Here is a 24260-nt window from a genome sequence, read left to right as displayed (position 1 = left end):
AGATATTCAAAAAATACATTCATCAACAAAAAACTATAGATTTTTTATCAATTTTAAATAAATGTTAAATTTTATTCACTTATACCTTTGAATGACTGAAAATAATTTATCAATTACCTATATTTGGGTAAATACTCTATAGCCTATGGACAATAATCATCTTTTTTCATCATATGACAAGCTTCCAAAAACTTGGGACGAAATGTACAATGACAATGCAGAGTTTAGGACACAATACGAAGCATTTATAAAATATTTAGAAAAGACTTCTCCTGAAAAACTGACTAAAAAAGAAGATTTATCCAAACACCTATTTATGAGTCAGGGTGTAACCTTTACCGTTTACAACGACAATGAAGGTATTGAAAAAATATTCCCATTTGATATTGTACCAAGAATTATTACCGCTGCAGAATGGAGTAAAATTGAAAGCGGTATTAAACAAAGGCTAAAAGCTTTAAATCTGTTTATTAAAGACATTTATAACGAACAGTTTATTTTAAAAGATGGTATCATTCCTACAGAATTAATTTATTCTTGTCCTAATTTTTTACGCGAAATGAAAGGCGTAAAAGTACCACATGATGTTTACATACAAATATCTGGTGTCGACTTAATTAGAAACAATGATGGCGAATTTTATGTACTCGAAGATAATTTAAGAACTCCTTCTGGCGTAAGTTACATGCTTGAAAACAGAGAAATCTCTAAACGATTATTCCCTGGTATTTTACCTAAAAATAATGTGAGGTCGGTGTCTAACTATCCAAACATGCTACATAAAAAGCTTAAAGAGCTTTCAAACATATCTAATCCTAATATTGTTTTACTTACTCCTGGTATTTACAACTCGGCATATTACGAACACACAACACTAGCTAGATTAATGGGAATTGATTTAGTAGAAGGAAGCGACTTAGTTGTTAAAAACCACTTCGTTTATATGAAAACCACTAATGGTTTAAAACAAGTTGATGTAATATACAGACGTGTAGATGATGACTTTTTAGATCCGCTGGAATTTAATGCTGAAAGTGTTTTAGGTGTTGCTGGTATTATGGCTGTTTACCGAAAAGGGAATGTAAATATTGTAAATGCTCCAGGAACTGGCATTGCAGATGATAAAGCTATTTACATTTATGTGCCAGACATGATTAAATATTATTTAGATGAAGAACCTATATTAAAAAACATAGAAACCTACCAATTAGGAAGACCAGACGAGTTGGAACATGTTATTAAAAACATAAAAGACATGGTTATTAAAAAAACCGATGGTAGTGGTGGATATGGTATGCTTATGGGTCATGAAGCTTCAGATGACGAAATTGAAGACTACATAAAGAATGTAAAGAAAAAGCCAGATAACTTTATAGCACAACCCATTTTAAGACTTTCTACAGCACCTTGCTATATTGACGGCAAATTATCTCCTAGATGTATAGACTTAAGACCATTTGCACTATCTGGTCGTGATGGTATAGATATATGTCCTGGAGGACTAACTAGAGTCGCATTAAAAAAAGGATCGTTAGTTGTAAATAGTTCTCAAGGTGGCGGCAGTAAAGACACATGGGTTATTCAATAATATAAAACAAAAAACATGTTAAGTAGAGTAGCAAATAATCTTATTTGGTTAGATAGATATATGGAACGTGGTAATGGTATTTTAAATTTACTACATGTAAATTTTTATGCCAATCAAGACTCTCCTGAACTATTTTCTTGGACACCAATTATTAAAAATTTCACACCTCCAGAAAATCAATTTTATACAGAAGACGCTATAGAATGTATCGATTTTATGGTCTTTAATACTAGCAACTCTAACTCTATTTTAAATATAGTTACCAAAGCTAGAGAAAATGCAAGAAGTGTTCAAGAGCATATATCTAGAGAATTATGGTTGTGTATTAATAATTATTATCTATACCTTACAAATAAAGATTTACCAAAAAAATTAAGAGAAGAAGATCCTATACAGTTTTTAGAAGATTTAAGAAAACACCATTTAATTTACTATGGAACTGCCGATAATACCCAAGAACGTGGTCCATCATATTATTTTATGAATGTTGGCAAATTTTTAGAACGTGTTATTCTTATTTCCGATTTTACATCACTTAAACTGTACGACATTGGAAATACATCAGACGACTTAGAGAAAAGTTTCTATTGGAAAAACCTATTATTATCTATCGGTGGTTATCAATTATATTTAAAAACACATAAATCTACTTTTACAGAAGAGCATGTAATAAGCATGGTTTTTCAGGATAAATTATTTCCTAGATCGGTGTATTACTGTATTAATAAATTAAGCCGACATATTAATCAGCTTATTGAGAGCAACCAACTAGAAAGAAATAACATTGAATTTTTATTAGGAAAACTTGAAAGCACCATCAAGTATACAACCATTGAAAATATAAAAACTCAAGGCTTGCATAATTTTATTTATGATATTAAAGAAGACATTAGAAATATTTCGTTGAATATTAATGCCGTTTACTTTTCACAAAACAATTAATCTTTAATTTATGGCTACCTTTTTTATTAAACATATCACAAAATACACGTATAGTGATGCCATAATTGATGGCGCAACACTTACTAGATTACACCCTATTAATGATGATTACCAAAAAGTAGCATCGCATTTAATATCTATTACCAACAATCCGTACATAGAAACATTTACTGATTCTTTTAATAACAGAGTTGGCACTTTTATGGTCACCGACCCACATCATGAATTAAACATTACTTCTGAAATAGAAGTTATAACTTACAACAAGTTATTTCCTGAAGATACTATTAAAGTAGAAAAACAATGGAATAAACTAAAATCAATAAAAAATAATATAGATTTTATTGATTTTTTAAAACACAAACCATTTAATGGCAGTCAAGATATAAACGACTTAATTGCAGACAAAAACCTTGTTACAAAATCGCCCTATAAAGCCGCACTTGAAATTTCTCAATATATTTATGAAAACTTTAAATATATTCAAGGCATTACAGACATTAATACTCCGCTAGATGATGTTTGGCAATTAAAAGCAGGTGTTTGTCAAGATTTTACAAATGTACTTTTACAGATGCTAAGAACACTTGGTATTCCTGCGCGTTATGTTAGTGGTTATATTTGCCCAAGTAATGATATAACAAGAGGCGAAGGCGCTACCCATGCATGGATTGAAGCTTATATCCCATTTTACGGATGGCTTGGTATAGACCCAACAAATAATGCTATAGCAAACGAAAACCATGTTAGACTAGCAATTGGTAGAGATTACAACGATTGCTCTCCTGTTAAAGGCGTTTTTAAAGGTACAGGTGAAGCAGAAATGCAAGTAACTGTTGAAGTAAAAACGTCTAAACACTTAAACGACCCTATTCCAGAAACAAGTACAACCACTATTACAAATAACAGCTATAAACGAAACTTAGAACTTACTCAACAAATACAGCAACAACAGTAATTTGTAACAAATTCTTTTATTTTTTTCTATCAATCACATAATTCACCATAAGTTCTAGTGAATTTCTATAATCTGATTCTGGATACTTCTGAAGTATTTCTAACGCTTCTGTTTGAAATTGTTTCATTTTAGTAATGGCATAATCTAAACCACCATTATCTTTAACAAACGCAATCACTTCTTTGACGCGTTTTGTATTTTTATTATGATTTTTAATAGAATTTATAAGCCACTTTTTATCTTTCTTTGAAGCTTGATTTAATACATGAATTAAAGGCAAGGTCATTTTTTGCTCTTTAATATCTATACCTGTTGGCTTTCCTATTTGGGTATCGCCATAATCAAATAAATCGTCTTTTATTTGAAATGCCATACCTATAAGCTCACCAAATTTTCGCATAGCTTCTACATCTGGTGATTCTGGCTTTACAGATGCGGCACCCAAACTACAACAAGCAGCTATTAAAGTGGCTGTTTTTTGGCGGATAATTTCATAATAAATATCCTCAGTAATATCAAGTTTACGCGCTTTTTCTATTTGAAGCAATTCGCCCTCACTCATTTCACGAACAGCAATTGAAATGATTTTAAGCAAATCGAAATCGTTATTATCAATACTTAAAAGCAAACCTTTAGACAGTAAATAATCGCCAATTAAAACGGCTATTTTATTTTTCCAAAGGGCATTTACAGAAAAGAATCCGCGACGCATGTTACTATCGTCCACCACATCATCATGCACTAAAGTAGCAGTATGTATTAATTCTATAACCGAAGCACCTCTATAAGTCCTATCACTTATCTCGCCATTAGACACCATTTTAGAAACCAAAAAAACAAACATAGGACGCATTTGTTTTCCTTTACGGTTAACCATATAATGCGTTATTCTGTTTAGTAACGCCACTTTACTGGCCATAGATAGTTGAAACTTTTGTTCGAAAAGTTCCATTTCGTAAGCTATAGGTTGTTTTATTTGTTCTACTATTTTCATTCGGTGCTTAAAGATACTATTTCAGATGAATTATTTTAAAAAGTTTGTTTTATTTCTCACGAAGATTCCTGTCTTCGTGGGAATGACAAAAAGCAACTAATCTAACTTTTATTAGCTAATTGCCCGCAAGCGGCATCAATATCTTTTCCTCTACTTCGTCTTACTGTAACTGTAATGTTATTTTTTTCTAAAACATCAACATACATATCTAAAGCTTTAGATTGTGCTTGTTGAAACTCGCCATCGTCAATAGGATTATACTCAATAAGATTGACTTTACTTGGTGCAAATTTGCAAAATTCGACTAAAGCATCGACATCTTTTCGCTTATCGTTAATCCCATCCCAAACAACATATTCGTAAGTAATTCTATTTTTTGTTTTTGCATACCAGTATTCTAACGCTTCTCTTAAGTCCTTTAACGGAAACGTAGCATTAAAAGGCATGATAGAAGTTCTTACCTCATCAATAGCTGAGTGTAATGATACTGCAAGTTTAAACCTAACATCATCATCGGCCATTTTTTTAATCATTTTAGGAACACCCGACGTAGATACAACTATACGCTTTGGCGACATCCCTAAGCCTTCTGGAGAGGTTATCTTATCGATTGCCTTTATAACGTTGTTATAATTCATGAGCGGCTCTCCCATACCCATAAAAACAATATTACTTAGTGGGCGGTTATGATACAGTTTACTTTCGTTATCGATAGTAACTACCTGATCGTAAATTTCATCTGGATTTAAATTACGCATACGTTTTAAACGTGCGGTGGCACAAAAACGGCAATCTAAACTACAACCAACTTGACTAGACACACAAGCTGTGGTTCGTGTTTTTGTTGGTATTAAAACAGATTCTACTATTAAACCATCATGCAAACGCACAGCATTTTTAACTGTACCATCGCTACTACGCTGCATATTATCTACTTTGATATGATTTATAACAAAGTTATCTTCTAGCATTTGACGCGTTTCTTTCGAAATATTAGTCATATCCTCAAAAGTATGCGCTGCTTTTTGCCACAACCATTCATAAACCTGATTGCCTCGAAACGCTTTATCGCCTTGTTTTTCAAAGAAGTCTCTAAGTTCTTCTTTGGTTAATGCACGTATGTCTTTTTTCTTGATATCCATTGAAATGCAAAAATAGAAAAAAAAGCCTCCTTAACCCTCCAAAGGAGAAAACTCTTCTCTGAATAGGTTTACTTCTATAATTCTTTATTTATGAATTTTAAATTAAAGTTGTGATTTGCATTAGCGATTGAGGTATTGTTGAAGCTCTTTTTGTGTTGTTGCACCTATGCAACACAAAAAAGCGACTACCGAAAGCGCGACCCTTTTGGGGAATGCCCAAATAAAAGCAATAAAAAAGCCTTGAATTAACAAGGCTCTTTAAAATTTATATAATTAACATGGCATCACCATAGCTATAAAACTTGTAACCCTCTTTTACGGCTTCTTCGTATGCACGTTTTGTAAAATCGTGGCCAGCAAAAGCAGAAATCATCATTAACAATGTTGATTTTGGTGTGTGAAAATTAGTAATCATACAGTTAGCTATACTAAAATCGTAAGGAGGGAAAATAAATTTATTTGTCCATCCGTCAATTTCATTTAATTTACCATTTGATGACACAGCACTTTCTATAGCTCGCATTGCAGTTGTTCCAACAGCACAAATACGTCTTTTTTCTTCAAGCGCTTTATTTACAACACCTGTAGCTTTTTCATCAATTTCTAGTTCTTCGCTATCCATTTTATGTTTAGACAAATCTTCAACCTCAACTGGATTAAAAGTTCCTAAACCAACGTGTAAAGTTACCTCAGCAAAATTAACACCTTTAATTTCTAAACGTTTTAGTAGGTGTTTTGAAAAGTGAAGTCCAGCTGTTGGAGCTGCTACAGCACCTTCGTTTTTAGCGAAAATAGTTTGGTAACGCTCTTCATCTTCTGGCTCTACTTCTCTTTTTATGTATTTTGGAAGAGGAGTTTCTCCTAGCTCTGTTAATTTTTTACGGAACTCTGTATATGATCCGTCATATAGAAAACGTAATGTACGTCCTCTAGATGTTGTATTATCGATAACCTCTGCTACTAAAGTATCATCGTCTCCAAAATATAATTTGTTACCAATTCTTATTTTACGAGCAGGATCTACTAAAACATCCCAAAGGCGTTGTTCTTCATTTAATTCACGTAATAAAAACACCTCTATTCTAGCGCCTGTTTTTTCTTTATTACCATATAATCTAGCAGGAAACACCTTGGTATTATTAAGTATTAAAACATCATCTTCATCAAAATAGTCAATAATGTCTTTAAACATTTTATGCTCTATCGTTTGCTCTTTTCTGTTTAAAACCATTAAGCGCGACTCATCTCTATTTTCTGCTGGATGTTCTGCTAATAATTCTTCTGGTAAATCGAAGCCAAATTGTGATAATTTCATATGCTAGTTATTGTTGTTTTTTAGTTTTTTTAAAGGCAGCAAATATACAATCTGAAAGTAGGCCTTGTCAAGTAAATGAATGATTATTATTTAGTTATTTGAAATCCAATAGATTTTAGGTCGTCCCAAAATGTTGGATATGACTTAGAAACAACTGCTGCATCTTCAATAATAATTGGTGTTTTTAATGCTAAAGGTGCAAATGCCATAGCCATTCTATGATCGTTGTATGTTGCAATAGAAACTAATTCTTTTATTTTTTTTGAAGCTGAAAGATGCAAAGATTTATCTGTAATGGTAACGTTGCCTCCTAATTTTTCAATCTCTGTTTTTAATGCAACAAGTCTATCTGTTTCTTTTATTTTTAAGGTATGTAAACCTATTAAATCGCAAGAAATACCCAAAGCAAAACAAGTAACTGCTATGGTTTGCGCAATATCTGGAGCATTTTTTAAGTCTAACTCTAATGGTTCTAAGTTTGAAGCTTCTTTTTTTAGTGTTACCGAATTATCATTAAAAACACTTGTTACTCCAAAATGTTTGTAAATATCGACCAAAACAGAATCTCCTTGTAATGAGTTTTCTTTATAAGCACTTAAACTAATTTCTGTTCCTACCTCACTTAAAGCCGCTAAACTAAAATAATAAGATGCCGATGACCAATCGGACTCTACTGTTAGCGTTTTTGGTGTTAATTTTTTAGTGTTTGGTTTAACAGTAATGACATTGCCTACAAATGAAGACTCTACGCCTATTTCATCTAATAAACTCAAAGTCATATTTATATAAGGAACCGATGTAATCTCGCCTTCTAAAGTTAATTGTAAACCGTTTTCTAGTTTTGAAGCTATTAATAATAAGGCAGAAATATACTGACTACTTACATTTGCTTTTAAAGTAACTTGATGCTTGGTTAACTTTTTTCCTTTAATTTTTATTGGTGGAAAACCTTCGTTTTCTACATAACTTATTTCTGCTCCTAAATCTTGAAGTGCTTCTGCTAAAATTTTAATAGGACGCTCTTTCATACGTTTTGAACCCGTAAGAATAGTTTCTCGGCCTTCTTGAATAGAAAAATAAGCAGTTAAAAAACGCATGGCAGTTCCTGCGTGATGTATATCGACAATCTCTGACGATGATGCCAAAGCATCTGACATTAAACAACTATCATCTGAATTTGAAACATTTGCTAATTCAAACTCTGGATATAGTGCTTGTAATAACAATAATCTATTAGATTCGCTTTTAGAACCTGTTATTTTTACTGAAGATTGCTTTGCAATTTTAGATTTTTGAAGTGTAATATGCATCTAGTTTATAAATCTATATTTAAACAAGCTGCAAATTTACTTTAATTTTTCGTTATTATGATGCCTATTGTGATCGCGCTTGGTTTTTAAATCCAATTTTTTATCAAAAGCTGCTTGTAAATCTATTCCTGTTTGGTTTGCTAAACACAATACAACAAACATAACATCGGCCAGTTCTTCGCCTAAATCTTTATTTTTATCGCTTTCTTTTTCGCTTTGCTCTCCATAACGACGTGCAATAATGCGAGCTACTTCTCCAACTTCTTCGGTAAGTTGCGCCATATTTGTAAGCTCGTTAAAATAACGAACACCGTGTTCTTTAATCCAATTATCTACTTCTTTTTGTGCGTTTTGAATGTTCATTCTACCTTAGTTAATACAATTTGTTCTGATTCTTTTTCTACTAAGCCACTAAAATAAGCTTTTAAAGCTTCATAATGAACAGGTGAAATCCTAGATTGGTTGATTTCAGCTTCTACCGCCAATTGAATTGTATTTTGTTTTACCGATATAATATATTTATAAGACCCCAAATTATCTGGAAGCATTAATTTAACTGACTTTGGAGTAGATTCTACTTTATACCCTGACGGAATATTAATCATTAAGTTATATGAAGTAACAGAAGGATATCCAAAATCGACTGGAAACTCACGTTTTTCTAGTTTGAAAGGGTTTTCTTTAGTTTTTAAGAATAATAATGGTGAAAAATATATTTTATCATTAATAACATCGGCTTGACTTTCTATTGAAAATTTAAAAGATTCAGATATTGGTTTAGATAAATCATCTTCATTATTAACTACAAAATCAGATATCTCCATACCATTATATTTTTTTTCAAGCTTTTCTAAAAACTGATCTTTATCTGCTTCTAAATAATCCTCTCTAAAGGTCATGGCTTTATGAACCCTCTTAACAGTTCTAATTCCGCCCTCAACATCACCATTCTCGGCTAATTTAGCCAGCATCATAATTCTATTTTCAGATTTTACATTTGGATATAAACTTATGGTTGAAGACGTTTTATCTTTTCTAACAATACGCCCTTCCCAGTTTAAAGTTCTTAAGGGCAAAACATTTGGTTTACTATACTTACTAGTAGCATCTAATAAAATAACTCCTTCTTGCAATTCTATACTAGAAATCACATAATTATAACCTTCTCTAGTTGGAAACAACGGAATACCATGATGTCTAGTGCTAACTAAAACAGGGTTAGCATTTAACCCAACATGACGTAACATGGCTGTTAACATTAAATTGATTTCTGCAACGTTACCCACTTGATCTTTATATGCTTTTCTAACACCATCACTACAATACTTCCCATAATAGCCATTCCATTTAACTTTTGATTTAACAAAGTTGAATATTAATGCTACTTTTTCTATAGGATCTGAAATATTACTTACTAAAGCATCAATATCAACTTTAAAATAACTTGACTTTTCTAGCTCTAAACCAAAATTGGAACTCTCATAAATACTTTTAACCACATCTTCCCATGTTGTAGAATAATATTCTATAGGAGATTGAGGCATTTTAACATAGGACAACTCATATTTAACTGCTGAACGATAATTATTTATATTGTCTACATATGGCTCTTCTTTTAACGCTGGAATATCAGACAAACTATATGATGTTAGATGTGTTAAAAAATTCAAATCGGATGTACTATATGACGTATTAGTTGTTGAAAACCCATTCCCTCCTGTTCTAGATTTATTTGTAAAAGTAATTTTATCATTTTTAGTATTCTTTTTAGGAATTACAGACAAAAAACCTTTAGAATTTAATTTAAAATTAAAATACTCTGGTGCTTCAAATCTTGCATCTAACTTCTTAATGGGAATATCGTGCTGAAAAACAAACTCATCAACATTGGAGATGAAATCTGATGTTATTATATACTTAAACTCAATAACACAGCCTTCCTTTATATTTGGCATTGTAAATTTATACAGATCTCGATACTCACTATATTCTGTATTAAACACACCATCTTTTTGCAACTTAGTGTCTTCCATTTTACCATTAACTAAGTTATAAGTATAAGCTTTAAGATTAGATACTTTTTCCTTATTACCGCCTCTATGGAATAACAAAAGCTCATGCGTTGCATAATCAAACCCTTCTTGATTATAAATTTTTATTCGCTCGTGGATTTCTGTTACTAAACTAAAACCTTCCCCTTGTTGGTATCTAAAATAAGTTTCTCTATTTTTATATAAATACGTAGCACTTGCAGATGAATCTAGTGGGTTGAATTTTTCTTGCAATTCTTCTTTTGATACTTTTCCGAATTTATAATCTTGTGCAAATGACGATATGCAGAAACATAAGCTTAATAAAATTGTGGTGGTGGTTTTCATTTATTGTTGGTTTTAATTTTAATTCTTTATTAAAGCTACTTTTGCATTATCCATTTTTGAAACTTCTTTATAAAAATTTCTAAAATCGGCATAATCTTCTTTTGGAAATTCGCCGTCGTTAATAACAAACTGTCTTTTATAAATTAATGTGTTTTCGTCTTTAACTTCTACTTCAGCTTTATAACTCCCATATTTATTCTCCACCAACATGTTTTTGGGCATCGATTCTACTTTATAATCTTGAGGTAACTTAATTTCAACTTCATCAATATCGACAAAACCTCTTTTTATTTTTAATGGCTGCTTTCTGGTTCTGTATCTATCTGGAACGTGCGTATTTCTATTTAAGGCATTTAATGTAAGTAGCATTCTGTTTCCAACAATTTTAGAATAATTAGACGCTTTAAAACTCACATCTTCAACAAACTCAATAGCTTTTTTATTGTTTTCAATATGCATGTCATTTATAGAAATGCTATTAATATATTTCCATCGTTTTTTGTAATGAATATCTAAATCTCTTTCTGTTTCGGTTTCTAACCAATATTTATTATCATACTGAATGCCTTTAGAATTCACATTTACACTTGCATCAATATCCCCTTCTTTTGAAATACTATAATTTCCTTTTATAATTTGCGTATTTTCTTCTACTGTATACTTTTTTGTATGCTCAATTCTTCCGCCTTCTGGTGTAATAACTAACACATCTCTATCATCTGTAAAATCGCCTATAAAACCAAAAGGCAGTTTTTGACTGGTACATTCAAGCCATATGTTTTCATTGTTTTCTTGAGGAATATTTAAGATAACATGATTGCCTTGCATTGCCGCAAAATCATCTTCTAAACTTCTTTGAGATTTCCCTGCATAAACAACACTATAATTAGACTCTACTCCTACAGCTTTTAAAAGCGATCTAGTATAATTTGTTAAGGCTTTACAATCTCCATACCCAAGTTTATCAACCTCTGAAGCATTAAATGGTTTCCACCCACCAATACCTACTTGCACACTAATGTATCTTACTTTATCTTGAACATATTGATATATTTTTCTTGCTTTTTCAATATCATTCGGTTCGTCTTTTACAAGATTCTGAATCATACTTATAGTACTTTCAGGCAAATCATATGTATCTTTTATTAAATCATGATACATCCATTTCCCAAAGCTATTCCAATCATCAACTTCAGCATAGACACCTTCTAGAGTAAATTGCTTTGAAGTTAATAAAACTTTAGGTGCAAAATCAAAAAACGCAGGACTATACCTTTCTGGTTTAATAGCTTCTATGTTTTGTGCTTTGTATTTAACTCCATTTGTTAGAGTTTCTTTTTTTAATTCAAAACTTTCTAAATTCTTTTCCTTTGTTCTAATTGTTATAGTTTCTGGGTAATCAATGCTATAACCACTTGTTTCTACACTAACAAAATAACCGTTTAATGGGTAGAATGAAGGAATAAATGCTGTATTACTTGTTAGTGTTTCACAAACAAACTCAATGGTATACGGATAATCAATTGGTGTGTATTCTAGATATTTAACTCTAGAGTCTGAATATAATGTACCGCCATCAACCGCACTCACATCTTTAAAATCTTTCTTTTTTATTTTTTTAATAACCGCACCAAACTGATTATATACTAAAACTTGAAGTTCATTAATTTTCACATTCTTATCATAATGCACATAGGCATCAACATCATCGTCTCCTTCTTTATTTAGCACCGTAACAATTCTCTTTTTTGTTATGTACATTTCATTAGCCGATTTTATTGAAATATTCATATCATTTAACCTAACAACTGCATTTGCATTTTGTTTAAGATTATCTGGAATTGTGAAACTTGTGTATAAATTTTCTTGAGAAAAAACAGTTATTGTGGTGAGTAATATTAAAGTACTAATAATGCTTCTAAAAACCATAAAAAAAGAATAAGTTTTAAATTTATTATTTTAAAACCCATTATAACATGAGAAAAATCATATTTCGTTATAATGCATATTTTTTAGTTTTAAAACTAAAAATCTTACAGCTAATATAAGTAAATTAAGGAATAAATTTGTGGTAACTTACTGCAAAAGTAAATTTATTTATTCTTTGTTTTTAGAATCTATAATTATAGTTACAGGACCATCATTAAGCAGATCTACTTTCATGTCGGCTCCAAATTGCCCTGTTTGAACGACTTTACCATAATCATACTCTAATTGTTTTACAAAAGCTTCATAAAGCGGAATGGCAATATCGGGTTTAGCTGCTTTTATATAACTTGGACGATTTCCTTTTTTAGTTGAAGCGTGTAAAGTAAATTGGCTTACTACAATAACGTCTCCATCAACATCTTTTAGCGATTTATTCATAACATCATTTTCATCACCAAAAATGCGCAGGTTTATAATTTTATTTGAAAGCCAATTAATATCTTCTTGAGAATCTTCATTTACAATTCCTAAAAGAATTAAAAGCCCATTTGAAATAGAAGCGACTTTTTCGTCATCAATGGTAACACTTGCTTTTGAAACTCTTTGAATAACTACTTTCATTCTTTTTCCCAGGTATCAGTTCTGTAATGCTCATCTTCTCCTTCAATAATTTGGAGATAACTACGGTATCTTGAGAATTCTAAATCGCCATTATCTAAAGCTTCTTTTACAGCACATTTTGGCTCTTTTATATGCAAACAGTTATTAAACTTACAGTTTTGTTTTAAAGCAAAAAACTCTGGAAAATAATCTCCTACTTCTTCTTTTTCCATATCTACGACACCAAAACCTTTAATACCTGGTGTATCAATAATGGTGGCATCAAAACTTAAATCGAACATTTCGGCAAAGGTTGTTGTATGTTGCCCTTGCATATGTTGTGTAGAAATTTCTTTTGTTTTTATATTCAATGTAGGTTCAATAGCATTTACAAGTGTAGACTTACCAACGCCTGAGTGCCCCGAAAACATACTTACTTTACCCAACATTAAAGCCTTTACCTTATCTACATTTTTACCTGTTTTTGCAGAAACTCCAATACATTCGTAACCAATTTTACGATATACATGCGCTAGGTATTTTACTTCGTTAAGCGTTTCTTCATCGTAAGTATCTATCTTATTAAATAACAAAACAGTTTTTATAGAATAAGCATTAGCGGTTACTAAAAACCGATCTATAAAACTTGTTAAAGTTGGCGGATTATTAATGGTAATCATTAAAAAAACCAGATCGACATTTGCCGAAATAATATGGGTTTGCTTTGATAAATTAACAGATTTTCGAACAATATAATTCGTTCTATCGTGTATGTTATGAATGATTCCTGACACTTGATTATTATCGGTTTCCAACTCGAAATCGACAATATCTCCAACTGCAATTGGATTGGTACTTTTAATACCTTTCATCCTAAATTTGCCTTTTATACGGCACTCGTAAGCATCACCCAATTGAGTTTTTACGGTGTACCAACTTCCTGTAGATTTATAAACGCGTCCTGTCATATTTTTTCCAAAAGTAGTTTAAAATAATTATTTTACACGTAAGAATATCTATATATTAGCCCCTTATTTATTAAATCTCAACAACAAAAACATGAAAAAACTTTTTTTACCTATTCTTTTTTTAGCAATTATTCAAAACTCAATTGCTCAAACTAATTTGTATGAAAATCCAAATTTTGATGAAATTGCAAAATCGCATAAAATTATTGCTGTACTTCCTTTTATAACTCAGGTTAAATTAAGACCTAAACAAATGAAGGATATGACTAACGAACAATTACATAAACTAGAGCAATCTGAAGGAAAAGGTGTCCAAACCGCTATGTATTCATGGTTTTTAAAAAGAAAAAAACGAGGTAAATTACAAAGTTTAGAAGTACAAGACCCCAAAGTAACAACAGCTCTTTTAAAAAAAAATGATATTGATTATGACAACCTTACCGAGTACACTCCTCAAGAACTTGCAAAACTATTAGAAGTTGATGCTGTTATTTCTGGAGAATTTGAAACCGATAAACCCATGTCTGAAGGAGCTTCTGTTGCTTTAGGACTACTTATTGGTTTTTGGGGAAGCACTAATAGCGCTGTTATAAACATGAGTATAAACAATGCTGAAGATGGTGTACTATTATGGAACTACAATAAAAAAGTAAGAGGAAGTATAGGGAGTAGTCCTGATGACTTAATAAATATTTTAATGAGAAAAGCTTCAAGAAGATTAGCTTATACTAAAAATGATTAAAACAAAAAAAGGCTCGCAACTGCGAGCCTTTTTTTTAACACTTAAAACTTAACAGCTTTTAACTATTAATAATCTTCTCTTGATGATTAATTGATTCCTGGTGAATAGCTTTAAACATTTTTAAAATAAACTCTTCACTTAAACCGTGATCTTGTCCTTCTAAAACCATTTTTCCTAAAATCTCATTCCAACGTTTCGATTGTAAAACCGCTACATTTTTTTGTTTTTTAAGAGTTCCAATACCATCAGCTGCTTTCATACGCTTACCTAATAAATCGATAATTTGATTATCAACCACATCAATTTGTGCTCTTAAATTATCAAGTGATTTATTGTATTCAGCTTCAGAATCAGATTCTTTTCTAATTTTCAAATCTTTCATAATTTGAACTAAAGTAGATGGAGTTACTTGTTGAGCAGCATCACTCCATGCATTAGCAGGATCGTAATGAGTTTCAATCATTAACCCATCAAAATTTAAATCTAAAGCCGCTTGAGATACATCAAAAATCATTTCACGGTTACCTGTAATATGCGACGGGTCGTTAATTAAAGGAATATCTGGATATTTATTTTGAAACTCAATAGCTAATTGCCATTCTGGAGTATTACGGTACTTTGTTTTTTCGTAAGTAGAAAAACCTCTGTGTATTGCTCCAATATTTTTAACACCTGCTTTGTAAATTCTTTCAATACCTCCTAACCATAAAGCTAAATCTGGATTTACTGGATTCTTAATTAAAACTGGCTTATCAGTTCCTTGTAAAGCATCTGCAATTTCTTGCATAATGAATGGACTTACAGTAGAACGTGCACCAATCCATAATAAATCTACATCATGTTCTAAGGCTAATTTTACGTGAGCTGCATTAGCAACTTCCGTACAAATTTTCATACCTGTTTCTGCTTTTACTTTTTGTAACCATTTTAAACCTAAAGCACCAACTCCTTCAAACATACCTGGACGTGTTCTTGGTTTCCAAATACCAGCTCTAAAATAACTAACATCAGTATCTTTTAACTCATGTGCAATTTTTAAAACTTGTTCTTCTGTTTCGGCACTACAAGGGCCAGCAATTACCAACGGATGATCTAAGTTTAAATCATCTAACCAGGTTCTCATTTCTTTTGTGTTTTCCATAATTTCACTACTTAACTAATTCCGTTTAAAATATCTTTTATATGATTGGTATTTTTCATCTCATTAAAAATAGCATCAAAATCATCTGATTTCATAAGCTCTTTAAAATGAGTGAGGTTATTAATATACTCTTCTAGAGTTTCTATTACGTTTGTTTTGTTTTGTTTAAAAATAGGGGTCCACATTTCTGGCGAACTTTTTGCTAATCTTACAGTTGATGCAAATCCACTACCCGCCATATCAAAAATATCGCGTTCATTTCTTTCTTTATCTATAACTGTTTTACCTAACATAAACGAACTTATATGCGATAAATGTGATACATAAGCAATATGTTTATCATGGGCTTCCGGATTCATATAACGAATACGCATACCTATATCTGAAAACAACTTTAATGCTTTTTCTTGAAGCTTAAACGTTGTTTTTTCAACTTCACAAACAATATTTGTTTTCCCCTGAAACAAGCCACTAATAGCTGCACTTGGTCCTGAATGTTCTGTACCTGCAATAGGATGCATTGCTAAAAAATTTCTACGTTTAGGATGATTTTCAACCACTTTACAAATATCTAATTTGGTTGATCCTGCATCTACAACTAATCCATTCTCTGATATCTTATCTAAAATAGTTGGTAATAATTTAACGGTAGCGTCTACAGGAATAGACACAATTACTAAATCGGCATTACCAAGATCATCTAAGGTTGCTTTTTTATCAATTAAATTAAGAGATAATGCTTCATCAAGTGTTGACTGTTTTCTACTAATACCATGAATAATCACATCTGGATTATTCTTTTTAATATCAATAGCAAGACTACCACCAATTAAACCAACACCTATTGCGTATATATTTTTCATTTTACTCTAGCAATTGCTTCTTCTAAATCTTCAGTTTGTGCACATAAAGAAAAACGAATATATCCTTCACCTTGACTACCAAAAATAGTTCCTGGTGTTATAAATATATGGTTCTCTTTAAGTATTAAATCTATATATTCTTCTGCTTTTATATGTGGCGGTAATTTGGCCCAAACAAAAAGTCCTGTTGCATTTTCATCGTAAGTACAATTTAATGCTTTGGCTAATTTCCAAACTAAATCACGACGCTCCTTATACACACTGTTTAAAGTAACAAACCACATTTCTGAACATTTTAAAGCTTCTATGGCACCTTTTTGAATGCCATAAAACATTCCAGAATCCATATTACTTTTTACTTTTAAAATGTTATTAATATGCGTATCGCTTCCAACAACCATACCTACTCTCCATCCAGACATATTAAAGGTTTTGCTTAAAGAATTTAACTCTAAACAAACATCTTTAGCGCCTTCTACATTCAAAATACTTGTAGGATTGTCATTTAAAACAAAACTATACGGATTATCATTTACTATTAAAATATCATGCTTTTTACCAAAGGCAACTAACTCTTCAAATAAATATTTACTTGGTTGAGCGCCTGTTGGCATATGCGGATAGTTTACCCACATAAGCTTCACTTTACTTAAATCTAATTTTTCTAATGCTTTAAAATCTGGCAACCATTTATTAGCTTCATCAAGTTCGTAAAAAACAGGTGTTGCTTCCAATAATTTTGTAACAGACTGATAAGTTGGATACCCAGGATTTGGAATTAAAACTTCATCACCCTTATTTAAATATGCCATAGAAATATGCATGATACCTTCTTTACTTCCCATTAAAGGCAGTACTTCGGTATTCGGGCTTAAATTCACATCGTAATGTGTTTTATAAAACCCTGCAATAGCCTGTCTTAATTCTGGTAATCCTTGGTAACTTTGATACTTATGCGCATTAGGATCTAACAACCCTTTAGTTAAAGCATCAACAACCTTTTTTGGCGGTTGCATATCTGGACTACCTATACCTAAGTTAATAACTGGTTTTCCATTAGCTATTAACAAATTAACCTCTCTTAGTTTTTTTGAGAAGTAGTATTCTTCAACCGTATTTAATCTATCTGCTACTTCAATCATAACTTTGCATTTTTATATTCACCTAACACCTTAAATCCTTGCGCCATAATATCAATAATGGATTTTGCTTTCTTAAAATCGGCATACGTTTCAAAAGTAACATCAACAAAAAAGGCATATTTCCATGGTGTTTCAACTATTGGTAACGATTGTATTTTAGTTAAATTCAATTTACAATCGCTCATTACATTTAAAATAGTTGCTAAACTACCACGTTTATGGTCTGCTTCAAATTTTATAGAAGCTTTAGTTATCTCGTCTTCTGGCACTTCAGAATTTGTACGTTTTACAATAACAAAGCGTGTTTCGTTATGTTTAATTGTTTGAATACTGTGTGCTAAAATATCTAACTCAAATATTTCGGCTGCCATAACACTTGCAATGGCTGCAATTCCTTTTAATTGTTGCTCTTGAATACGTTGTGCAACCTCAGCAGTATCTTTATCTTCTACCAATTTAATATGAGGGTAGGCTTTAAAAAACGCTTTACATTGCAACAATGCCATAGGGTGCGAGTACACTTCTTTAATATCTTTAATATCTTGACCTGGCAACGCCATTAAATTATGTTGAATATCTAAATAATGCTCTCCAACTACATGCAAATCATGCTTATCTATTAAAGCATAATTAGGAATAATTGAACCAGCAATAGAATTTTCTAACGCCATAATAGCCGCATCAGATTCTTTAGTAATTACAGAATCAACTGTTCTATCGAATGTTAAACATTCAATAAGATTAACAGGTTTTTCAAAAAATTGTTTCGACACAATATGATGAAAAGATCCTTTTACTCCCTGTATGGCTACTGTTTTAATCAATTTTTGATATTATTTTAAAATATTTATTCCTTTATATTATTCTTATCAACTCTTAAACAAAAAAAAGTCTCGATTTACATCGAGACTCATATTTAAAATTTATAGTTTATAAATTATACACACAACGTCTCGTTTCTTCTGCTAAAGAAGAAATAAAAAAAGTTGCTAAAATATGTATAACTTACTGTTGCTTTCATAATTACGGTGCTAAAGTAATTCTTTTTTAAAGAAATCAAAATAGTATAAAATCTTTTTTTCATTTTTATTAAAAGTTTTAAAGATTTTACAGCAAAACAATGATTCCGATAGATAATCATTATTTTTGAACAAATAATTTATAATATGTCTATCGAAGTATCAGGTATCACAAAACTTTATGGCAGCCAAAAAGCTTTAAATAATATTTCTTTTAAAGTAAATAAACCAGAAATAGTTGGTTTTTTAGGTCCAAATGGCGCTGGAAAATCTACTATGATGAAAATTTTGACCACCTATATTAATGCTAATGATGGTTCTGCTAAAGTAAATGGATATAATATTAATGAAAATTCGCAGAACGTACAACACAGTGTAGGCTACTTACCAGAGCATAATCCACTCTATTTAGAGATGTATGTTAAAGAATATTTAGAATTTAATGCTAACATATATAAGGTTTCTAAAAAACGAATTAAAGATGTTATTGAACTTACTGGATTAACACCAGAAGCGCATAAAAAAATTGGACAGCTCTCTAAAGGATACCGTCAACGTGTTGGGTTAGCGAATGCTTTATTACACGATCCGGAGGTACTAATTCTAGACGAACCTACCACAGGATTAGACCCAAATCAATTAGTAGATATTAGAAATCTAATAAAATCCATTGGTAAAACTAAAACCGTATTTCTTTCTACGCACATAATGCAAGAAGTAGAAGCTATGTGCGACCGTGTTATTATTATTAATAAAGGAGAAATTGTAGCCGATAAAAAATTAAACGAACTAAGAGAAAGTAAAGAGCAAACCGTTATTGTAGAATTTGATTATCGCGTTGAAGATGCTTTTTTACGAAAACTCCCTAAAGTTAAAAACGTTGTAAACACTTATGATTTTGTTTATGAAATTACCTTTGAGACCTCAAAAGATATGAGATCATATGTTTTTGATTTCGCTCATGACAATCAATTAAAAATACTTCAACTAAACCAAAAAAACACAAGTTTAGAAACTCTTTTTAGAGATTTAACAACTAAATAATTATTCTAATTTCTTGAATTTTAATTAAAAAACGGGTATTTAATAAACGTTTTCTTAAGATATGATAAATATCATCTTTACCAATATATGAAGACACTAATTTTGCGTCATCAGATACATTTTTATTTAACCTAAATAAAATGTAATCGATTAACCTATAACAATAAAAAAAATGAGTAAGGGAATTTACGTTGCAACTATAGAACCTAACAGTGGAAAATCTGTTGTTGTACTGGGCCTAATGCGAATGCTTTTAGGAAAAATAGCTAAAGTAGGGTATTTTAGACCTATTATAGAAGACACTGAAACTGGAGAAATGGATAATCATATAAATACGATTATCTCACATTTTGAAATAGATATTAATTACAAAAAAACCTTTGCTTATACTAGAAGTGAAGTACTAGACCTATACAACAAAGGAAAAGCTGGTGAGGTTATTGATGAAATTATAAAAAAATACAAATATCTTGAAGAACGTTTTGATTTTGTACTTGTTGAAGGCACCGATTTTTCGCATGAAAATTCTAGTTTAGAATTAGACATCAACATCTTAATTTCTAAAAACTTAGGACTTCCTGTTATTATTGTTTCTCAAGGTGATAACATAAAACTTCCAGAAATTGTAGACAATGTTCAGTTAGCTCATGATACTTTTAAAGAAGAAGTAGATGTGCTTTCTATCATGACAAATAAAATCAAAACTGAAGATGTATCAACATTAAAAACGCTTTTAAAAGAACGTATTAATGAAGGTACAGATATAAGTGTGATTCCTAAAATTAGAAGTTTAGCAAGTCCTACTATTAAAGAAATTGTAAAAGCACTAGAAGGAAACATCCTTTTTGGTAAGGATATGGTAAACAATCAAGTTGAAAATTTTGGTGTAGGTACCATGCAATTACGTAATTACCTTAATCATTTAAAAGAAAACTCATTAGTAATTACTGCAGGAGATAGAGCAGATATTATTTTAGGTGCATTACAAGCACATATTTCAACAAATTACCCAAAAATATCTGGTATTATTTTAACAGGTGGATTAATTCCTGAAGACACTATTTTAAAATTAATAGAAGGACTTTCAAGTGTTGTACCTATTATTAGTGTAAAAGGTGGTACATTTTCAATTACCAATTCTATTGGTAAAATAAAATCTAGAATATATGCTGAAAATACTGAAAAAATTCAAACATCTATTTCTACATTTGAAAAGCATGTTAATACCGATAAATTAGCCGATAAATTAATCACTTTTGAATCTGAAATATTCACTCCAAGAATGTTCCAATATAATTTACTTCAACGTGCATTAAAAAACAAAAAGCACATTGTACTTCCTGAAGGTTATGACGAACGTGTTTTACGAGCAGCAGCAAAACTAATTGATGCTCATGTAGTTGACTTAACATTAATTGGAGAAAAGGCTAAAATAAAAGAATGCATTGAGAAATACGACATAGCTTTAGATATTAATGATGTAAACATAGTGTGGCCTCTTGAGTCTCCTCATTTTGAAGATTATACAAATACATTTTATGAACTAAGAAAACATAAAAACATTACTCTTGAAATGGCTAGAGACACCATGATTGATGTTTCATATTTTGCTACTATGATGATTCATAAAGGTCATGCAGATGGTATGGTTTCTGGTGCTGTACATACTACACAACATACATTACGCCCTGCTTTACAATTTATAAAAACAAAGCCAGGTGTTAACATTGTATCATCGGTATTCTTTATGTGCTTAGAAGATAGAGTTTCTATTTTTGGAGACTGCGCTATAAATCCAAATCCAAATGCAGAGCAATTAGCTGAAATAGCAGTTTCTTCGGCAAAAACTGCTGAAAACTTTGGAATAGACCCTAAAGTTGCTATGCTTTCGTATTCATCTGGAGCGTCTGGAAAAGGAGCTGAAGTTGATAAAGTAAGAGAAGCTACCGAGATTGTTAAAGCACAAGAAGCAGCTTTAAAAATTGAAGGACCTATTCAATATGATGCTGCAGTAGATATGCGTATTGGTAAAAGTAAATTACCAGATTCTGAAGTAGCAGGACAAGCAAGTGTTTTAATTTTCCCAGATTTAAATACAGGAAATAACACTTATAAAGCTGTGCAACGTGAAACCGGAGCATTAGCAATTGGACCTATGTTACAAGGTCTAAACAAACCCGTAAACGATTTAAGTAGAGGCTGTACTTCAGATGACATTTATAGTACAGTTATTATAACAGCTATTCAAGCCCAAGAAATATAATTATGCAAGTATTAGTTTTAAACTCAGGAAGTTCTTCCTTAAAATTCCAATTATTCTCAATGCCAGATGAAACCATACTTTGTTCTGGTTTAATTGAACGTATTGGTTTTAAAGATGCTAAATTCAAATTCAAAACTCAAAAATTAACTGTTGAATTTGAATCTGAAATATTAAATCACAAAACAGGATTAAAGTTATTAGCCAATCAACTTTTAGATAAAAATTCAGGGATTATAAAATCGGCCGATGACATTACTATAGTTGGACACAGAGTCGTTCATGGTGGTAAACACTTTAGCGAAACTACAGAGATTACTAAAGACGTAAAAGAAAAAATAAAAGCATTATCGTCATTAGCTCCTCTTCATAACCCTGCCAATTTAGAAGGTATTGAAGTAGCAGAAGATATTTTTCCAAACGCAAAACAAGTAGCCGTTTTTGATACAGCTTTTCATCAATCTATACCAAAACACGCCTATAAATATGCTATTCCTAATGAGTTATTAGAAAAACACCACATTCGTTTGTACGGATTTCATGGTACAAGTCATAAATATGTTTCAGAAAAAGCAATAGAATCTTTAGACAAATCAACTTCTAAAATTATTACTATCCATTTAGGAAATGGATGTAGTATGACCGCCATAAAAGATGGAGAAAGTATCGATCATACCTTAGGTTTCTCTCCTGTTAGCGGATTAATTATGGGAACTCGTTCTGGAGATATAGACCCAGCTATTGTATTTCATTTAGCAGAAAAATTAGATTATAGCTTAGAAGAGATAAACACCTTACTTCAGAAAAAAAGCGGGATGCTTGGTCTTACAGGTCATAGCGACTTAAGAGATATTCAAGATGAAGCCGCAAAAGGCAATAAAGAATGTCAATTAGCATTGCTTATGAATACTTACAGAATTAAAAAATACATTGGTAGTTATGCAGCCATTTTAAATGGACTAGATGCTATTGTATTTACTGCTGGTATTGGTGAAAATTCTCAATATATGCGAGAACTTGTTTGTAAAGATTTAGATTTTTTAGGCATAGAGTTAGATGCTAAAAAGAATGAAACAAGATCTGATGGTATTAGAACAATAAATAAAGAAGAATCTAAAGTTAAAATTTTTGTAATTCCGACAAACGAAGAACTAGAAATTGCAAAACAGTCTGTTATTTTATTTGAAAATTAATCGACCTTTATAAACTTCTTCAACATCTATAATATCTGGTTTGGTTAATGCAACAACATTACCCGTACCAGATATTTTCCCTGTTATTGATAATTGAGGATTCACAATAATATCGTTAGAACTTCTATTCCATAATTGTACGTTTTGCGCCATTAAATCTGCGCCTTCAAATCTAGATGTTCCAGAAGCGAATGTAACATTTAAGCTATTCGTCTTACCCGAAACATAGCAATTTGACAAATTATTAAAAACCAAGTTAAAGGAATTATTATCAATATCTAAAACAAAATTACCACTTGTAATACTTCCTGGAAGGCTAAAATCTTCAGACAATACAGTAAGTGAAGGGTAGGTTAAAACACCATCAGACTTAACATCATATTGTGTAGAGCTTCTTATCTCTTTTATATTTGGAGCTGTAACATATACTTTAGTTACTCCATAATTACGCACATAATTACAAGTATTATTATCGGTAAGCGTTAATTTTCCATCAACAACAATAGCTTCAACATCATTAAGTAAATTTTCACCTGTTTCAATAACCACTTTTTGATTTGGTCCTTCTTTTATAATTAATTCAATATCACGATTAACTAGTATTTTATCAAATGAAGAAAGACTCATTTCTTCACTAATAATAGCCCCTGTTTTTTGAAAACAATCACCTGCATTTTCACTATCACAAGCAAATACAATAATTAAGGCTAGTATGTAAATTAATTTCTTCAT

The 24260-nt window shown here is 31.1% G+C and carries 21 protein-coding genes; 7 read left to right on the top strand and 14 right to left on the bottom strand.

What is annotated here, in order from left to right:
- Positions 1 to 145: 145 nt before the first annotated feature.
- The 3 genes from ACH5TX_RS15430 to ACH5TX_RS15420 are packed head-to-tail and all read left to right on the top strand — an operon-like array spanning position 146 to position 3488.
- Entirely contained in the window at positions 146 to 1588 is a 1443-nt protein-coding gene (locus ACH5TX_RS15430) for a circularly permuted type 2 ATP-grasp protein (protein WP_439340384.1), read from the top strand.
- 15 nt (positions 1589 to 1603) lie between these two features.
- On the top strand, positions 1604 to 2530 hold the full coding sequence (locus ACH5TX_RS15425; protein ID WP_439336764.1) for an alpha-E domain-containing protein: 927 nt from the start codon (positions 1604 to 1606) through the stop codon (positions 2528 to 2530).
- Between the two features lie 10 nt (positions 2531 to 2540).
- Complete coding sequence (locus ACH5TX_RS15420; RefSeq protein WP_439340383.1) at positions 2541 to 3488, top strand: transglutaminase family protein; 948 nt, start codon at positions 2541 to 2543, stop codon at positions 3486 to 3488.
- A 16-nt stretch (positions 3489 to 3504) separates the two neighbouring features.
- Here ACH5TX_RS15420 and ACH5TX_RS15415 read toward each other — a convergent pair whose 3' ends face one another.
- The 9 genes from ACH5TX_RS15415 to rsgA all read right to left on the bottom strand — a co-directional run bounded on the left by ACH5TX_RS15415 (position 3505) and on the right by rsgA (position 14124).
- Complete coding sequence (locus ACH5TX_RS15415) at positions 3505 to 4482, bottom strand: polyprenyl synthetase family protein (RefSeq protein WP_439340382.1); 978 nt, start codon at positions 4480 to 4482, stop codon at positions 3505 to 3507.
- 101 nt (positions 4483 to 4583) lie between these two features.
- The gene (gene rlmN / locus ACH5TX_RS15410; protein ID WP_439340381.1) at positions 4584 to 5624 is read right to left on the bottom strand and encodes a dual-specificity RNA methyltransferase RlmN; all 1041 of its coding nucleotides are present in this window, start codon (positions 5622 to 5624) and stop codon (positions 4584 to 4586) included.
- Between the two features lie 265 nt (positions 5625 to 5889).
- Entirely contained in the window at positions 5890 to 6939 is a 1050-nt protein-coding gene (gene queA, locus ACH5TX_RS15405; protein WP_439340380.1) for a tRNA preQ1(34) S-adenosylmethionine ribosyltransferase-isomerase QueA, read from the bottom strand.
- Between the two features lie 86 nt (positions 6940 to 7025).
- Positions 7026 to 8249, bottom strand: coding sequence for a 3-phosphoshikimate 1-carboxyvinyltransferase (locus ACH5TX_RS15400; protein ID WP_439340379.1), 1224 nt, complete (start codon positions 8247 to 8249; stop codon positions 7026 to 7028).
- Between the two features lie 36 nt (positions 8250 to 8285).
- Positions 8286 to 8612, bottom strand: coding sequence for a nucleotide pyrophosphohydrolase (locus ACH5TX_RS15395; RefSeq protein WP_439336757.1), 327 nt, complete (start codon positions 8610 to 8612; stop codon positions 8286 to 8288).
- The gene (locus tag ACH5TX_RS15390) at positions 8609 to 10627 is read right to left on the bottom strand and encodes a DUF3858 domain-containing protein (RefSeq protein WP_439340378.1); all 2019 of its coding nucleotides are present in this window, start codon (positions 10625 to 10627) and stop codon (positions 8609 to 8611) included. Before ACH5TX_RS15390 ends, ACH5TX_RS15395 begins: the two co-directional genes overlap by 4 nt.
- Before the next feature lie 18 nt (positions 10628 to 10645).
- Positions 10646 to 12556, bottom strand: coding sequence for a DUF3858 domain-containing protein (locus tag ACH5TX_RS15385; RefSeq protein ID WP_439340377.1), 1911 nt, complete (start codon positions 12554 to 12556; stop codon positions 10646 to 10648).
- 168 nt (positions 12557 to 12724) lie between these two features.
- Positions 12725 to 13177, bottom strand: coding sequence for a D-aminoacyl-tRNA deacylase (gene dtd / locus ACH5TX_RS15380; RefSeq protein ID WP_439340376.1), 453 nt, complete (start codon positions 13175 to 13177; stop codon positions 12725 to 12727).
- Positions 13174 to 14124: a ribosome small subunit-dependent GTPase A gene (gene rsgA / locus ACH5TX_RS15375; RefSeq protein ID WP_439340375.1), complete on the bottom strand. Its 951-nt coding sequence runs from the start codon at positions 14122 to 14124 to the stop codon at positions 13174 to 13176. The genes dtd and rsgA overlap by 4 nt, the downstream gene beginning before the upstream one ends.
- A gap of 91 nt (positions 14125 to 14215) precedes the next feature.
- Here rsgA and ACH5TX_RS15370 point away from each other — a divergent pair, with 91 nt between their 5' ends.
- The gene (locus ACH5TX_RS15370) at positions 14216 to 14866 is read left to right on the top strand and encodes a hypothetical protein (RefSeq protein WP_439340374.1); all 651 of its coding nucleotides are present in this window, start codon (positions 14216 to 14218) and stop codon (positions 14864 to 14866) included.
- Between the two features lie 58 nt (positions 14867 to 14924).
- On the opposite strand, the gene ACH5TX_RS15365 is transcribed toward ACH5TX_RS15370, so the two are convergent.
- The 4 genes from ACH5TX_RS15365 to ACH5TX_RS15350 are packed head-to-tail and all read right to left on the bottom strand — an operon-like array spanning position 14925 to position 18836.
- Positions 14925 to 16007 carry a chorismate mutase gene (locus tag ACH5TX_RS15365; protein WP_439340373.1) on the bottom strand — a complete coding sequence of 361 codons (1083 nt, stop codon included), beginning with the start codon at positions 16005 to 16007 and terminating at the stop codon, positions 14925 to 14927.
- Between the two features lie 11 nt (positions 16008 to 16018).
- The gene (locus ACH5TX_RS15360; protein ID WP_439340372.1) at positions 16019 to 16870 is read right to left on the bottom strand and encodes a prephenate dehydrogenase; all 852 of its coding nucleotides are present in this window, start codon (positions 16868 to 16870) and stop codon (positions 16019 to 16021) included.
- On the bottom strand, positions 16867 to 18012 hold the full coding sequence (locus ACH5TX_RS15355; protein ID WP_439340371.1) for a pyridoxal phosphate-dependent aminotransferase: 1146 nt from the start codon (positions 18010 to 18012) through the stop codon (positions 16867 to 16869). The genes ACH5TX_RS15360 and ACH5TX_RS15355 overlap by 4 nt, the downstream gene beginning before the upstream one ends.
- Positions 18009 to 18836, bottom strand: a complete 828-nt coding sequence (locus ACH5TX_RS15350; protein ID WP_439340370.1) for a prephenate dehydratase — start codon at positions 18834 to 18836, stop codon at positions 18009 to 18011. Before ACH5TX_RS15350 ends, ACH5TX_RS15355 begins: the two co-directional genes overlap by 4 nt.
- A 342-nt stretch (positions 18837 to 19178) precedes the next feature.
- On the opposite strand from ACH5TX_RS15350, the gene gldA reads away from it, so the two are divergent.
- The 3 genes from gldA to ACH5TX_RS15335 all read left to right on the top strand — a co-directional run bounded on the left by gldA (position 19179) and on the right by ACH5TX_RS15335 (position 23528).
- Entirely contained in the window at positions 19179 to 20075 is an 897-nt protein-coding gene (gene gldA / locus ACH5TX_RS15345; protein ID WP_439340369.1) for a gliding motility-associated ABC transporter ATP-binding subunit GldA, read from the top strand.
- A 172-nt stretch (positions 20076 to 20247) separates the two neighbouring features.
- Positions 20248 to 22338, top strand: a complete 2091-nt coding sequence (pta, locus tag ACH5TX_RS15340) for a phosphate acetyltransferase (protein ID WP_439340368.1) — start codon at positions 20248 to 20250, stop codon at positions 22336 to 22338.
- A gap of 2 nt (positions 22339 to 22340) precedes the next feature.
- Positions 22341 to 23528: an acetate/propionate family kinase gene (locus ACH5TX_RS15335; RefSeq protein WP_439340367.1), complete on the top strand. Its 1188-nt coding sequence runs from the start codon at positions 22341 to 22343 to the stop codon at positions 23526 to 23528.
- Here the strand turns inward: ACH5TX_RS15335 and ACH5TX_RS15330 are convergent.
- The gene (locus ACH5TX_RS15330) at positions 23514 to 24260 is read right to left on the bottom strand and encodes a head GIN domain-containing protein (protein WP_439340366.1); all 747 of its coding nucleotides are present in this window, start codon (positions 24258 to 24260) and stop codon (positions 23514 to 23516) included. The two genes, ACH5TX_RS15335 and ACH5TX_RS15330, sit on opposite strands and share 15 nt — an antisense overlap.

Source organism: Thalassobellus citreus (assembly GCF_044385915.1).
In the GTDB taxonomy this organism is placed as follows: Bacteria; Bacteroidota; Bacteroidia; order Flavobacteriales; family Flavobacteriaceae; genus Thalassobellus; species Thalassobellus citreus.
The sequence above is the reverse complement of the archived record's forward strand: the minus strand, read 5'-3'. Positions and strand labels throughout refer to the sequence as shown.

Coding starts and splice junctions, on each gene's coding strand:
- rsgA (WP_439340375.1), bottom strand. CDS start 14,124: ATGACAGGACGCGTTTATAAATCTACAGGAAGTTGGTACACCGTAAAA.
- ACH5TX_RS15385 (WP_439340377.1), bottom strand. CDS start 12,556: ATGGTTTTTAGAAGCATTATTAGTACTTTAATATTACTCACCACAATA.
- ACH5TX_RS15395 (WP_439336757.1), bottom strand. CDS start 8,612: ATGAACATTCAAAACGCACAAAAAGAAGTAGATAATTGGATTAAAGAA.
- rlmN (WP_439340381.1), bottom strand. CDS start 5,624: ATGGATATCAAGAAAAAAGACATACGTGCATTAACCAAAGAAGAACTT.
- gldA (WP_439340369.1), top strand. CDS start 19,179: ATGTCTATCGAAGTATCAGGTATCACAAAACTTTATGGCAGCCAAAAA.
- ACH5TX_RS15370 (WP_439340374.1), top strand. CDS start 14,216: ATGAAAAAACTTTTTTTACCTATTCTTTTTTTAGCAATTATTCAAAAC.
- ACH5TX_RS15365 (WP_439340373.1), bottom strand. CDS start 16,007: ATGGAAAACACAAAAGAAATGAGAACCTGGTTAGATGATTTAAACTTA.
- ACH5TX_RS15400 (WP_439340379.1), bottom strand. CDS start 8,249: ATGCATATTACACTTCAAAAATCTAAAATTGCAAAGCAATCTTCAGTA.
- ACH5TX_RS15425 (WP_439336764.1), top strand. CDS start 1,604: ATGTTAAGTAGAGTAGCAAATAATCTTATTTGGTTAGATAGATATATG.
- ACH5TX_RS15415 (WP_439340382.1), bottom strand. CDS start 4,482: ATGAAAATAGTAGAACAAATAAAACAACCTATAGCTTACGAAATGGAA.
- ACH5TX_RS15330 (WP_439340366.1), bottom strand. CDS start 24,260: ATGAAGAAATTAATTTACATACTAGCCTTAATTATTGTATTTGCTTGT.
- ACH5TX_RS15355 (WP_439340371.1), bottom strand. CDS start 18,012: ATGATTGAAGTAGCAGATAGATTAAATACGGTTGAAGAATACTACTTC.
- ACH5TX_RS15390 (WP_439340378.1), bottom strand. CDS start 10,627: ATGAAAACCACCACCACAATTTTATTAAGCTTATGTTTCTGCATATCG.
- ACH5TX_RS15335 (WP_439340367.1), top strand. CDS start 22,341: ATGCAAGTATTAGTTTTAAACTCAGGAAGTTCTTCCTTAAAATTCCAA.
- queA (WP_439340380.1), bottom strand. CDS start 6,939: ATGAAATTATCACAATTTGGCTTCGATTTACCAGAAGAATTATTAGCA.
- ACH5TX_RS15420 (WP_439340383.1), top strand. CDS start 2,541: ATGGCTACCTTTTTTATTAAACATATCACAAAATACACGTATAGTGAT.
- ACH5TX_RS15430 (WP_439340384.1), top strand. CDS start 146: ATGGACAATAATCATCTTTTTTCATCATATGACAAGCTTCCAAAAACT.
- ACH5TX_RS15360 (WP_439340372.1), bottom strand. CDS start 16,870: ATGAAAAATATATACGCAATAGGTGTTGGTTTAATTGGTGGTAGTCTT.
- pta (WP_439340368.1), top strand. CDS start 20,248: ATGAGTAAGGGAATTTACGTTGCAACTATAGAACCTAACAGTGGAAAA.
- dtd (WP_439340376.1), bottom strand. CDS start 13,177: ATGAAAGTAGTTATTCAAAGAGTTTCAAAAGCAAGTGTTACCATTGAT.